Origin of the sequence: Dyadobacter sp. LHD-138 (assembly GCF_030929615.1) — a bacterium.
Lineage (GTDB): Bacteria > Bacteroidota > Bacteroidia > Cytophagales > Spirosomataceae > Dyadobacter.
In genome coordinates, this window is record NZ_JAVFVU010000033.1 from 80073 (window position 1) to 92302 (window position 12230).

The 12230-nt window shown below is 42.6% G+C and carries 13 protein-coding genes; 9 read left to right on the plus strand and 4 right to left on the minus strand.

What is annotated here, in order from left to right; all coding sequences use genetic code 11:
• Positions 1–98: 98 nt before the first annotated feature.
• Positions 99–290 carry a cold shock domain-containing protein gene (locus RB622_RS22580; RefSeq protein WP_308048957.1) on the plus strand — a complete coding sequence of 64 codons (192 nt, stop codon included), beginning with the start codon at positions 99–101 and terminating at the stop codon, positions 288–290.
• 76 nt (positions 291–366) lie between these two features.
• On the opposite strand, the gene RB622_RS22585 is transcribed toward RB622_RS22580, so the two are convergent.
• On the minus strand, positions 367–1851 hold the full coding sequence (locus RB622_RS22585; RefSeq protein WP_308048958.1) for a glycine--tRNA ligase: 1485 nt from the start codon (positions 1849–1851) through the stop codon (positions 367–369).
• 154 nt (positions 1852–2005) lie between these two features.
• On the opposite strand from RB622_RS22585, the gene RB622_RS22590 reads away from it, so the two are divergent.
• Genes RB622_RS22590 through RB622_RS22600 form a run of 3 tightly spaced genes read left to right on the plus strand, consistent with a single transcriptional unit; the run spans position 2006 to position 3623 of the window.
• Positions 2006–2212 (plus strand): type II toxin-antitoxin system VapB family antitoxin, encoded by a 207-nt coding sequence (locus RB622_RS22590; protein WP_308048959.1) that lies wholly within the window; start codon positions 2006–2008, stop codon positions 2210–2212.
• Positions 2196–2597, plus strand: a complete 402-nt coding sequence (locus tag RB622_RS22595) for a PIN domain nuclease (RefSeq protein WP_308048960.1) — start codon at positions 2196–2198, stop codon at positions 2595–2597. Before RB622_RS22590 ends, RB622_RS22595 begins: the two co-directional genes overlap by 17 nt.
• 51 nt (positions 2598–2648) lie before the next feature.
• Positions 2649–3623, plus strand: coding sequence for a helix-hairpin-helix domain-containing protein (locus RB622_RS22600; RefSeq protein ID WP_308048961.1), 975 nt, complete (start codon positions 2649–2651; stop codon positions 3621–3623).
• Positions 3624–3698: 75 nt separating this feature from the next.
• On the opposite strand, the gene RB622_RS22605 is transcribed toward RB622_RS22600, so the two are convergent.
• On the minus strand, positions 3699–3989 hold the full coding sequence (locus RB622_RS22605; RefSeq protein WP_308048962.1) for a hypothetical protein: 291 nt from the start codon (positions 3987–3989) through the stop codon (positions 3699–3701).
• Between the two features lie 123 nt (positions 3990–4112).
• Positions 4113–4883: a TIGR00730 family Rossman fold protein gene (locus tag RB622_RS22610; protein WP_308048963.1), complete on the minus strand. Its 771-nt coding sequence runs from the start codon at positions 4881–4883 to the stop codon at positions 4113–4115.
• Positions 4884–5010: 127 nt separating this feature from the next.
• Here RB622_RS22610 and rpiB point away from each other — a divergent pair, with 127 nt between their 5' ends.
• The gene (rpiB, locus tag RB622_RS22615) at positions 5011–5442 is read left to right on the plus strand and encodes a ribose 5-phosphate isomerase B (RefSeq protein WP_308048964.1); all 432 of its coding nucleotides are present in this window, start codon (positions 5011–5013) and stop codon (positions 5440–5442) included.
• A 95-nt stretch (positions 5443–5537) separates the two neighbouring features.
• Here the strand turns inward: rpiB and RB622_RS22620 are convergent, their stop codons facing one another.
• Positions 5538–6947, minus strand: a complete 1410-nt coding sequence (locus RB622_RS22620; RefSeq protein ID WP_308048965.1) for a hypothetical protein — start codon at positions 6945–6947, stop codon at positions 5538–5540.
• 260 nt (positions 6948–7207) lie between these two features.
• On the opposite strand from RB622_RS22620, the gene rbfA reads away from it, so the two are divergent.
• The 4 genes from rbfA to RB622_RS22640 form a co-directional block, all read left to right on the plus strand.
• Complete coding sequence (gene rbfA, locus RB622_RS22625; RefSeq protein WP_308048966.1) at positions 7208–7588, plus strand: 30S ribosome-binding factor RbfA; 381 nt, start codon at positions 7208–7210, stop codon at positions 7586–7588.
• Positions 7589–7606: 18 nt separating this feature from the next.
• Positions 7607–8836: an FtsX-like permease family protein gene (locus RB622_RS22630; protein ID WP_308048967.1), complete on the plus strand. Its 1230-nt coding sequence runs from the start codon at positions 7607–7609 to the stop codon at positions 8834–8836.
• A gap of 61 nt (positions 8837–8897) precedes the next feature.
• Positions 8898–11519 carry a M1 family metallopeptidase gene (locus RB622_RS22635; RefSeq protein WP_308048968.1) on the plus strand — a complete coding sequence of 874 codons (2622 nt, stop codon included), beginning with the start codon at positions 8898–8900 and terminating at the stop codon, positions 11517–11519.
• Positions 11520–11678: 159 nt separating this feature from the next.
• Positions 11679–12230 (plus strand): transposase (locus RB622_RS22640; RefSeq protein WP_308048969.1); only part of this gene is annotated, 552 nt, incomplete at its 3' end.

Genomic DNA, 12230 nt, shown 5'->3' on the forward strand with positions numbered 1-12230 from the left:
CTTAGCAAAGAAAATACTTCATTATTTTATTATTAAGTATTGTAAATAAGTAACCCTTATCATTATATTTGCTTCAAAAAATCCAATTTAATATTTTTATGAATCAAGGAACAATTAAATTCTTTAATGACGCAAAAGGTTACGGGTTTGTTAAAGACGCAGAAACAGGGCAAGATTATTTCGTACATATCTCAGGTCTTGTAGACGAAGTTCGCGAAAACGATGATGTTACCTTTGATCTTCAGGAAGGTCGCAAAGGACTAAACGCCGTTAATGTTAAGCTTGCGTAATCAGGACTTAATATAAAGTAAAAGAGGATTTCCGATATCGGAAATCCTCTTTTACTTTATAAAGCTATACGTTTTATCAGATCGCTTCAAGAATTCTCTCGATAGAAACCTCATATCCGATTTTCTCTTTCAGTGCACTGATCGCAACACGCTCCTGCTCCATCGAATCACGGTGACGGATCGTAACGGTGTCATCTTCCATGGTCTGGTAATCAACCACGACGCAGAAAGGAGTTCCGATCAAATCCTGGCGGGTATAACGTTTTCCGATGGCAGCCCCATCATCGTAGGTTGTACGGAAAGCCGATTTTAAGGAATTGGTAATCGCCTGTGCTTTTTCAGCCAGACCATCTTTTTTCACCAAAGGCAAAACAGCAACCTTAAATGGCGCCAAAGCCGGGTGTAGTTTCAAATAAGTGCGCTCCTTTACAGCATCTCCCTCGCCTACTGTTTCCTTGGTGTAAGCATTGCAGAAAGTGGCTAGGAAAAGGCGGTCCGCTCCAACCGAAGTTTCCACAACATAAGGAATGTAATTTCCATAAGGTTTGCCATTTTCGTCAAGGTCCGCGTCGAAATACTGAAGCTTTTTCTTGGACAATTCCTGGTGGTTACGAAGGTCAAAATCAGTACGTGAGTGAATTCCTTCCATTTCGCGGAAACCGAAAGGAAATTTATATTCGATATCGACCGCTGCATTGGCATAATGCGCCAACTTTTCGTGATCATGGAATTTAAGGCTATCGGCCGGTAAGCCAATGGCTTTATGGAATTTCATACGGGATTCTTTCCATGCTGCATACCAGGTCATTTCAGTACCAGGACGTACGAAAAACTGCATTTCCATTTGTTCAAATTCACGCATACGGAAAGTGAACTGGCGCGCAACGATCTCGTTACGGAAAGCTTTTCCAATCTGGGCGATACCAAAAGGAACTTTCATACGACCGCTTTTCTGCACGTTCAAGAAGTTTACAAAAATTCCCTGAGCCGTCTCAGGACGCAGATAAATCAAACTTGAATCTTCTGCAACCGAACCAACCTGTGTACTGAACATCAGGTTAAACTGACGAACCTCTGTCCAGTTAGCCGTGCCAGAAACAGCACATTTTATATTTTCAGCAATAATTAACTCACGAACCGCCTCAAGGTTTTCCGCACTTAACAGACGCCCCATTTCAGCAAGCAAAGCCTGCGCTTTTTCAGGCTGGCCTTCCGCTTCATATTGTTCTGCTTTCGCTTCCAGAAGCTGATCAGCACGATAACGTTTTTTCGAATCCTTGTTATCAATCATCGGGTCACTGAACCCGTCAACGTGCCCCGACGCTTTCCAGGTAAGCGGATGCATGAAAATGGAAGCATCAATACCAACGATATTGTCATTCAGCTGCGTCATGGCCTTCCACCACACTGCTTTCAGGTTATTTTTCAATTCCACACCATTCTGACCGTAGTCATAAACGGCTTGCAATCCATCATATATTTCAGAAGAAGGGAACACAAATCCGTATTCTTTGGCATGCCCTACAATGTCTTGTAAAGAGGTAGCAGGTGATTGGCTCATTATTGATTCAGACAATTGATTAATAAACGTAAGGTTTTGAGACGGCAAATTTTACATGTTTTGCAATCGGTTCGCAAAATTAGGGAATTTGATGGCAAAGCATAACCATGTGTATAAATTTTGTATATTTGTGTGTATTCAAAATCCCGATATTATGAGAACAAATGTGGAAATTGATGATTCCTTAATGGCAGAAGCCATGCAACTCACCCAAATCAAAACAAAAAAACAGGTCATAGAATCGGCCTTGAAAGAGTTTATCTCGGCAACCCATCGTAAACAATTAAGGTCGCTACGTGGAAAGGTAGAATGGGAAGGGAACTTAGATGATATGAGAACACAAGATGTACAGGATATTTGATACGTCCGTTTGGATCGGTTATTTTAATGGTGTAAAAGATCACAGGACCGACTTTCTTGATTATTGCCTTGAAAATGACCAGGTTTGCATGATCGGGGTTATTGTTCAGGAAGTTTTGCAAGGCGTTAAAATTGACTCTAAGTACGATTCAATTAAAAGTCATTTTAAAAATTTGCCATCATTACCTGCTCCCACCTTCGAATTGTATGATGGATCCGCGCAACTATACAGGCTTCTTCGCAAAAAAGGAATTACCATACGCAAAGCAAACGATTGCCTGATTGCTCATTATTGCATTCATTTTGACATGGAACTCTGCCATGCCGATTTTGACTTTGAGCAAATCACAGAAAATACTTCTTTAAAAATCTGGAAACCAATTTAACTTTCTCACGTCAAAAGCAAGACTGCTATTTATCTCTTAAACTTTTGACTTATGATCCGGCGGATACTCGATCAGCTTGAAGATTATTTCGGCATTTCCAGGAAACAAGCCCGCGCCGCCTTCGTCCTGATGACGTTTTCGTTTCTGCTGGTCTGGACGCCATTCGTTTTCCGGCGCTGGATTCTGCCTTACTTCCCGACCTCATCCGAACCCGTTAATACACAAAAACTCGACAGCATTGCGGCGCAGTTGGAAAAAGATGCCTCAACCGAAGCGGTTGAAAGAGAAAATAATTATTCAAAAAAGGAATATAAAAATACGCCAGATCGCCCTGTCCGCCTTTTTACTTTTGACCCCAACACCGCCTCAGTGGATCAGTTACAGGAACTCGGGATTCCGCAATTTATAGCCAAACGAATTGATAAGTACAGATTCAAGGGTGGTAAATTCAGGAAAAAAGAAGATTTGCTGCACATTTACGATTTCCCAACTGAAGTCTACAAAAAACTGGAATCATACATATCGTTACCTGCACACAATCCTAAAACCTATGTCCCAAATTTTCCTAAAAAAACTTTCCTCAATAATCCGCTACCCAAAGAAATCAAAGCTTACAACAAGCCGGTTATCGTCCCTTTTGATATCAACAGCACCGATACAACTGAACTGATTAAGTTGAAAGGTATTGGCAGCAAATTATCCCTACGTATTTTAAAATTCAGAGAAGCTTTGGGTGGCTTTCACTCCACCAGTCAGTTTTCTGAAATCTTCGGGCTGGATTCGCTGGCTTTATCTGAGCTGAATCGGTTTGCGAGAATTCAAAGCCCGGTTAAGAAAATTAACATCAACACAGCCACCGCAGACGAATTGGGCCAGCATCCTTACCTGAGAAATAAAAAGATCAATGCCGTCATTATCAATTACAGGACCCAACACGGGCCTTACCAATCTGTTGATGATTTGAAAAAAATACAGGTTTTGGATGAAAATATGATTGAGAAGATTGGGCCTTATTTGGTGTTTTGAGTGTCTTTCAACAAGGATTAAATCGACTGAACATATGGAAAGAACTATTCCTTTACAATAAGTTTCGAGCAGATCTTACTTTGAAAACCTGACGAGTAGCCAGCATAAAAACGTATAAATCGAAAGGACTTGAATCATAAAAAAGCCTAACGCAAACCATCCGACTGTAAAAGATTTACCATTTTCATTTTTGATAAATCCAAATAACTCCCAAGCGATACCGACAACAAAAATTGCAGTTGCTACTGCCCCGATGGTTCGGGCTCCATTGCGTTTTGCAGCACGCAACAGCTTCCTCCATGAACCTATTGTCACGCAAACGAGAAAGACTGAATAGATCAGCAATAAGATAAAAAGAGCTTCCATGAGTTACTTTTACGTCATGACAAATTATCAGTTCAAGAAAACGAATTCCTTTGATCATTATCAAAATCGGTCGGAACAACTTAAAGAAGTCAACTTTTGAAAAGTTGACTTCTTTGAAATTCATCAGAAGTTCGGTTTCAGCAAATACTTGGAATAGAATTCATCAATCACATGTACCGCTTCATCCGGGGTATCGACAATACTCATAAGTTTTAAATCCTCCGGATTAATATTTCCCTCGGTAAGCATTGTGCTCTTAATCCAGTCCATCAAACCCGACCAATATTTACTACCAACCAAAACAATCGGGAAACGGCCGATCTTTTTGGTCTGAATCAAGGTCATCGCCTCAAACAATTCATCCAGGGTTCCGAACCCACCAGGCATGACAATAAACCCCTGAGAGTATTTGACAAACATTACTTTACGAACAAAGAAAAAATCGAAATTAATGTCTTTATCGTGGTCGATATACGGGTTACTGTGTTGCTCAAAGGGAAGTTTAATATTCAAACCAACTGATTTACCACCTTGTGTGTGCGCACCTTTGTTACCTGCTTCCATGATACCCGGTCCACCACCCGTAATCACACCATAGCCGTGGCGTACCAGTTTGGCAGCGATTTCTTCCGTGATTTTATAGTATGGGTTATCGGGTTTTGTACGCGCAGAACCAAAAATGGTAACGCAGGGGCCGATTTTCGCCAGCTTGTCGAAACCTTCGACAAACTCGGCCATCACTTTAAATATGACCCAGGAATCTGCACTTTTAATTTCACTCCAGTTGCGGTCTTCAAATGCAGCTTTTATTTGTTTTTCATCTTCGGGTACCGCGGGATTCAGTAGAGATACGTCAATTAATTTCGAACTTTCATTCTTTAATTCGTCATTCATATTTTGAAAATAATTTTAGTTCATTGATTTGCTGTTACCTTTGTTTTCCAGTCTAAATAATTCTGAAAAATTTAACAAAACCTTAAACGGAATTGTTATCCACCAAGACACAATTAACAAAAAAGTAATGAAAAAAATTGCTATCGGTTCCGACCATGCTGGTTTTCCATACAAGGAACCCATTACCACCTGGCTTACCAATAACGGTTATGAAGTAAAAGATTTTGGAACGTATAGCGCCGATTCAGCAGATTATGCAGATTTCGCACATCCGGTAGCCAGCGGCGTCGAAAATAAAGAATTTGAAAAAGGCATCCTGCTTTGCGGCAGCGGCCAGGGCGTATGTATTACTGCCAACAAACACCAGGGAATCCGTGCTGCTTTGGTATGGGACCTGCCTTTGGCGGCCCTTGCACGTCAGCATAACGATGCCAACGTCATTTGCATCCCGGTGCGTTTTATCACATTGGAAACAGCCATCGCAAGCGTGGAAGCTTTCCTAAATACAGAATTTGAAGGTGGAAGACACCAGTTGCGTGTTGATAAAATTGCATGCTGATTTAGTTGAGAGCGGTCCGCGCGGTTGAAAGTGGAGAGTTGAAAGTTAGTGGAGTGATCGGATAGACTCCGTCACTCCACTAACTTTCAACTAAATTAATTCCTCTTATAAATCCCCTTCCACTGGCTCAGTTTGTATTGACTTTTCAGTGCGGGAACACGGTCTAAAAGCTTTGGCATGATGTTGGCTTTGTCGATAACATAATCTGGCGGATCCTTGCGAAAATTATCGTAGACATGTATCACGCTGTCAAAGTTGTCCAGATTTTTCAGGTCATAACTAGCAAGATCCCAGTTCAGATAGGGTGTGGCCGTAAAGTTTTCCATGTATTCACCTGCATGCTGGCCAAGCACCAAAATCCTTTTATTCTTAATTTCAGCGGGCAAGGATGCGGATTTAGAACGCAAATTTTCAAGTTTCCCCATGGAGATTCCCGGTAATATCCCCCTCGTTCCCTGATATTGAATAAACACAATGGCCCCAGTCATCAGCATGAATTGCAATTCGTCCCCAAAACTTTTCCGCTTAAAGCTCTGAAAATAATGTGTCGCAAAAAATGCTGCCGGCGGAATGAAAATCACAAATTGCATCGGTGCCAGATATTGCATTAACGGTATGGTGAAGACAGAAACGATAAACCACAGGGCCATCACCTGCTGAATTCTTGTCTGGTAGTTCACAAAACGCAACGTTGTAAAAATCCGTGTAAAACCTAAAATCCCAAACCCCAGCGGTAAAAGCAAAGATGCCAGCAGGGAAGAAAAGTCGGTGAGGTTATACTGTTTAACCTGAAAAACGGAAGTCAGCAAATTGCGGTTTAAGCTTTCAATACCATCATTCATATAAAAGTACAGCAGCACCATCAACAACGGAAACAGCGAGCCGAAAAACCCCAGTAAATGGTGGCGAATGGTGGCTCCCGTATAAAATAATAAAGCTAAAAATCCCCAGACCATGAACAGGGATGCCGGCAGGTAAAACAAAGTCGCGATGCCGATGTACAGCCCCATTTCAAAAACCTGGTTGGTGGCTTCACGCCTTACCAGGATTTTGACGATAAGACCGAAGGCAAAAAGCAAAAATGTATTTGCCATGAGCATCGGAGAAAGCGTCCCCAGGTCGAAAGAAATATTGAGGAAGATCGCATACAAAGCACCCGGAATGTAAGTCCGCTCCGGAAAAACTTCCCTCGAATAAATGACATAATTAAAATAAAGAATCTGGATAATTCCCAGAGCGGCGGCAGCCAGCTGGTAAGCCCATTGCGCACGGCCAAAGAGCGAATCGATCAGCCAATACGTGAGCCCGGAAAACGGACTGACGTTATCCCAGACATCCCGGTAAAGCATAAAACCATGGTTCATTTGCTCTCCAACAAGCATCCAGCTCAATTCCGGTATCAGCAAAGGGATTCCACCAAAAAAGAATGGTAGCCTCAGCAGCAGAAAAAATACCACCAGACTGATCATTTGATAAGCCGCATTTACCCGAAAAAAACTAAGCAAGAAACTGGATGGTTAGATAGGATGACATGAATACTTTCACGAAATTACAACCTAGGGGTCTACAAAAACAAAATAAGTATGGATATTTGTGTTAAATATAGTAGCTAAGAGGAGTTAAAGCCGTGAAATTTTAGTTATCAGGCAAGTTGCTTCGTCAACAAGGGATAGAAGAATAAATAGAACAAGGAAGGTATGGGAATTGGGTATGGAATGTGGAATAAATCCAAAATTTCAGAATCAACATCCGCAATCAGAACAAGATGGAATCGAAGAGACAACAAAAGGTAGGGAGACAAATCCAGAAGGATTTGGGGGAAATTTTTCAACAAGATGCAAAACATTTGATAAGCGGCTCGTTTGTGACGATCACGGCCGTACGCGTCTCGCCGGATTTAGGCATAGCGCGTGCTTATCTGAGCTTTTTGCCGGATAAGAATAAGAGTTTTTTACTGGAAACGATCAAAGAAAACACCAAGTTTATAAGACAAAAACTAGCCGAACGCGTTCGCCATCAGCTTCGTATCGTGCCGCATCTGCAATTTTACATTGATGATACTGCCGAGTATGCAGCGAAGATGGATCTTCTGTTTGCGGATTTGATTATTCCTCCGGCTCAACCAGACGAAGACGAAACGAATTGATCTTTAGCGTAACTGACAATGAATCTTTCGTATAGAATTGCCATTCGCTATTTCTTTTCCCGTAATAAACGTAGTTTCATTAGCGTGATCGCACGCATCGCCATGGCCGGCGTCGCTGTCGGAACCATGGCGATGATCGTGGTTCTTTCTGTATTTAACGGCATGGAAGATCTCAACCGGAAAATGTTTAAAACTTTTGATGCTGATGTTACGATCACGCCTTCGGAAGGAAAGCGCTTCCCGGTTTCAGACTCAGTCCTGAAAGCGATTAAATCTGTTGACGGCGTAAAACTGATCACGCAGGTTATTGAAGACAATGCGTTGGCCCGATACGGAAATCAGCAGACCATTGTCCGGTTAAAAGGCGTTGACAGTACTTTTTCACAACGCGGCCAGCTCGACACCGCTTTAATCGAAGGATCACTGAAATTGTATGGTGCCAACGGAACGCCTTTCGCGGTGATTTCCGAGGGGGTAAGAAATGCCTTGTCGGTTTCATTGGAAGATATCCTGACTCCTTTGGAATTGTGGTATCCGCGAACGGGGACAAAAACGCTGAATCTTACTTCGACAGAAGCTTTTAACCAGACGGTCATTCGTCCGGGTGGCGTGTTTTTTATTGAGAACCGGTATGATGATTATGTCATTGCACCCTTGCCAATCGTTGAATCGCTACTGCAATACAATGGCCAACGTTCTTCACTGGAAGTTAAAATAGCATCGTCTGGCTTTACGGAGCGGCAGGTCGGAGAAGATATTGCCCAAAAACTTGGTAAAAATTATACTGTGCGCGACCGCGATGCGATGAATGCAGATCTGCTCCGTGCGATACGGGTGGAAAAATTGTTTGTTGCGGTTACATTATCCTTTATTATTTTAGTGGCTGCAATCAACATTTTCTTCTCGCTCAGCATGTTAGCCATCGAGAAGAAAAAAGATGTATCCATGTTGTATGCCCTTGGCGCTACGCCTTCGCTGATCAGAAAAATATTTCTTGCAGAAGGAGCGATCGTTGCATTGTCCGGTGCGATCGTGGGTATTGTTTTCGGCGTGCTCATTTGTTGGTTGCAAACCACCTACGGATTAGTCTCAATGGGTATGACAACCGCCCTTGTTGATGCCTATCCGGTTAAATTAATCTGGCAGGATATATTCTTTACCGGTATCATTATCGTTATCATAACCTTGGCTGTGTCTTATATCCCGGCACGAAGGGCTGCTTTATCCGGTCAGGCCCTAATCGTTTGACGAATAAACCGGTTAATAAATAATCCGACTTAATACCAAAACACTTGACTAAATTTAAATTATGTCCAAACCACAAGCAGAAATGACCGAAAAGAAAAATGACGTATTAATGCGTAACGGTTTCTGCAAATTTTTTGGAATAGCACTGTTATTTGTAGCTTTCAACGTAAATGCACGCGATCATTTTATTGAAAGAGACACCGTTTCCAGAAGAAATCCGGGTGTTGTCTCCAAACAGGGACCTTATCGTCCATCCCGGACTTTAAAACACGACCTCATTCATACCCGCCTGGATGTGGAATTTGACTGGCTGCGTCAGCAGGTCCATGGCTCAGCCGTTATTCAGTTTAAACCACATTTTTACGCTCAGAATACCATTGAGCTGGACGCAAAGGGTTTTGACATCAAAGGGATATCACAGCTTGATACGCTTCATAATTTCGGGTCTGTCTCCACAAAAGAATTGACCAAAAGAACCATTAAAAAACTGGACTATACTTACGACAAACGTAAGATAACCATCAAACTTGGCCGCGAATACAGCGTAAAAGACACGATTTATGTAAAAATAGATTACGTTGCCAAACCGAATGAAATCCCGAGAGACCAGGCGGGCGATAACCCGAATGACAAAGGTTTGTATTTTATCAATGCAGATGGGCTGGAAGAAGGAAAACCAAAACAAATCTGGACACAGGGAGAAACAGAAGGCAGCTCATGCTGGTTTCCAACCGTTGATGCACCGAATGTAAAGTTTACGCAGGATGTCTACATCACGGTCGACAGTACCTATAAGACTTTATCGAACGGTTTACTTGTTTCGCAGGTACCGGATCAAAGCGGACAGCGAACAGACCACTGGAAGCAGTCAATTCCCCACGCGCCTTACCTGACCATGCTCGCCGTTGGTGATTTTGCGGTGGCCAAAGATATGATGCCAAACGGCATGGAACTTAGCTATTACGTCGAACCGCAATATGGCGGTGATGCGCATGCCATTTTTGGACGTACGCCTGAAATGATGGCTTTCTTTTCCAACATTTTTGGGGTGGAATATCCATGGGAAAAATATGCTCAGATTGCGGTAAGGGATTTTGTGGCCGGTGCGATGGAAAATACCACCGCTACGGTTCATGAAGAAGGTGTCCAAACAGATTCACGTTCTATTTTGGATGGCAATTCAGACGCCGTTATTGCCCACGAGCTGGCTCACCACTGGTTTGGCGATTATGTAACAGCCGAGGAATGGGGACAACTACCGCTCAATGAATCCTTTGCCAATTACTCAGAATACCTTTGGAGCGAATATTACATTGGTAAAAATGAGGCTGACTGGCAAAACTTGCAGGAGCTAAAACAATACCTGACGGAAGCTGAAGCGAAACAGGTTCCGATGATCCGTTATTTCTACAAGGATGCTGAAAATATGTTTGACAGCCATTCCTATGCCAAAGGCGGAAGGATTTTGCATATGCTGAGAAAATATGTTGGTGACGATGCATTTTTCAAATCGCTGCAATATTATCTAAAAACACATGCTTTGGGTACCGCTGAAATCAATGATTTGCGGATGTCTTTTGAAAAGGTGACCGGTGAGGATCTGAACTGGTTTTTTGATCAGTGGTTTTTACGTCCGGGGCATCCCCTTTTGAAAATCAAACAGGAATATTCTACGGCTACCAATAAGATTCAGTTGAAAATAACACAGGCACAGGACACGCTTACGACAACGGTTTACCGATTGCCGCTTAAAGTGGACATCTGGGCAGGTGGCAAAAAAACCCGGTATGATGTGATCGTGGATAAGGTAAATCAGACCCTTGAATTTCCTTCAGCTAAGAAACCTGACCTGGTCATTTTCGATGCGGAGTCTCAACTTCTAGCCAATATCGAGCAGGATAAAGACCGGCCTGAACTTGTTTACCAGTACAACCACGCAGAACAGTTCCTGCCAAAGTATGAAGCGCTGGCCGCTTTGGAAGGCAAATTACAGGACTCAACGGTCAGAAATGTACTGATCAAAGCCATGACGGATCCTTTCTGGAAACTGCGTCAGATGGCAATATCAAACTTTGCTGAATATGACGGGGAAGGTTTTGCCGCAATTGAAAAGATCATTCAAAGCCGTGCCCGTACCGATCGCCATCCACAGGTAAGAGCGGAGGCCATTATAACGCTGGCATCCTTTGGTGATAATAATAATGATCCTGTTTTCCGTGAAGCACTGGGTGACAGCTCTTATCAGGTCGTTTCTGTCGCCATCGACAAATATCTGGTAGGCCAGCCCGCAGACGCCAACGATGTTGCCGCACAGTTTGAAAATTCACCGAATGATGCGATCGTAACTTCCGTTGGTAATTATTACGCAGGACTGGCCCAGCCAGAACGTTATGACTGGTTCCTGGAAAAGATGAAGCGTATGAAACCGAGTGAGAAGTATAATTTCTTACAGGTGTTCGGAAAATATCTGATTAAATCCAAGCAGGATGTTCAGCGCAAAAGTATCCCTGTACTGGAAGGGATGGCCCGCAACAACCCGTCTTATTTCGTCCGTTTCGGCGCTTATCAGGCACTGGGACTGCTCACCGATATACAAGGTGTAGCGGCGATCAGAAAAGATATCCGGGCAAAAGAAACAGAACCGAAACTCAAAGAAATGTATACCCAGTTTGGCGAGTTTTAAACTTGTCAGGACATCAAAGCAAAGAGGGTGTCTCAGAAAGGCATCCTCTTTGCTTGTTTTATATATTAATATATTTTAGATTATGGTTCCAAAATTCTGACTTATTTTTTTGTCTATTTGCTTGATTTTTATATCTTTAGGTATAAATAATTATGAACAATGGCAGGAAAACAGCCTACTTTTAAACCATACAACCAGCAGCAAATCATGCTGTTACCACCCAGTTTGGAGGAGTTGGTTCCAAAATCTCACCCGGTTCGTGTTGTTAACGAGGTGATTAACAAAGTCAACCTGGGCCCTCTAAATTCAGCTTACAAAACAACAGGAGCTTCAAGTTATCACCCACAGATGCTGCTCAAAGTGTTGGTTTACGGGTATGTAAGTAATGTGTATTCCAGCCGAAAATTAGAAGCTGCCTGTAAAGAGAGCATCTACTTTATGTGGGTCAGCGGTATGAGCTATCCGGATCATAACACGATCAACCGTTTTAGAGGTATTCGTTTAAAAGAGGCACTCAGAAGCGTTTTTGAAGAAGTGGTTCTACTTTTGGCGCAGGAAGGTTTATTAAGCATTGAGGAGATTTGCATTGACAGTACCAAGATTGAAGCCAATGCTAACCGCTATACTTTTGTTTGGCGAAAAGCGATTGCGACCAATAAGGAGAAGATGAAACAGCAGTTGAAGCACATCTGGGAATATGCCCAAAGCGTT

Coding starts and splice junctions, on each gene's coding strand:
- RB622_RS22610 (WP_308048963.1), bottom strand. CDS start 4,883: ATGAATGACGAATTAAAGAATGAAAGTTCGAAATTAATTGACGTATCT.
- RB622_RS22580 (WP_308048957.1), top strand. CDS start 99: ATGAATCAAGGAACAATTAAATTCTTTAATGACGCAAAAGGTTACGGG.
- RB622_RS22635 (WP_308048968.1), top strand. CDS start 8,898: ATGTCCAAACCACAAGCAGAAATGACCGAAAAGAAAAATGACGTATTA.
- RB622_RS22600 (WP_308048961.1), top strand. CDS start 2,649: ATGATCCGGCGGATACTCGATCAGCTTGAAGATTATTTCGGCATTTCC.
- RB622_RS22590 (WP_308048959.1), top strand. CDS start 2,006: ATGAGAACAAATGTGGAAATTGATGATTCCTTAATGGCAGAAGCCATG.
- RB622_RS22605 (WP_308048962.1), bottom strand. CDS start 3,989: ATGGAAGCTCTTTTTATCTTATTGCTGATCTATTCAGTCTTTCTCGTT.
- rbfA (WP_308048966.1), top strand. CDS start 7,208: ATGGAATCGAAGAGACAACAAAAGGTAGGGAGACAAATCCAGAAGGAT.
- RB622_RS22595 (WP_308048960.1), top strand. CDS start 2,196: ATGTACAGGATATTTGATACGTCCGTTTGGATCGGTTATTTTAATGGT.
- RB622_RS22585 (WP_308048958.1), bottom strand. CDS start 1,851: ATGAGCCAATCACCTGCTACCTCTTTACAAGACATTGTAGGGCATGCC.
- rpiB (WP_308048964.1), top strand. CDS start 5,011: ATGAAAAAAATTGCTATCGGTTCCGACCATGCTGGTTTTCCATACAAG.
- RB622_RS22630 (WP_308048967.1), top strand. CDS start 7,607: ATGAATCTTTCGTATAGAATTGCCATTCGCTATTTCTTTTCCCGTAAT.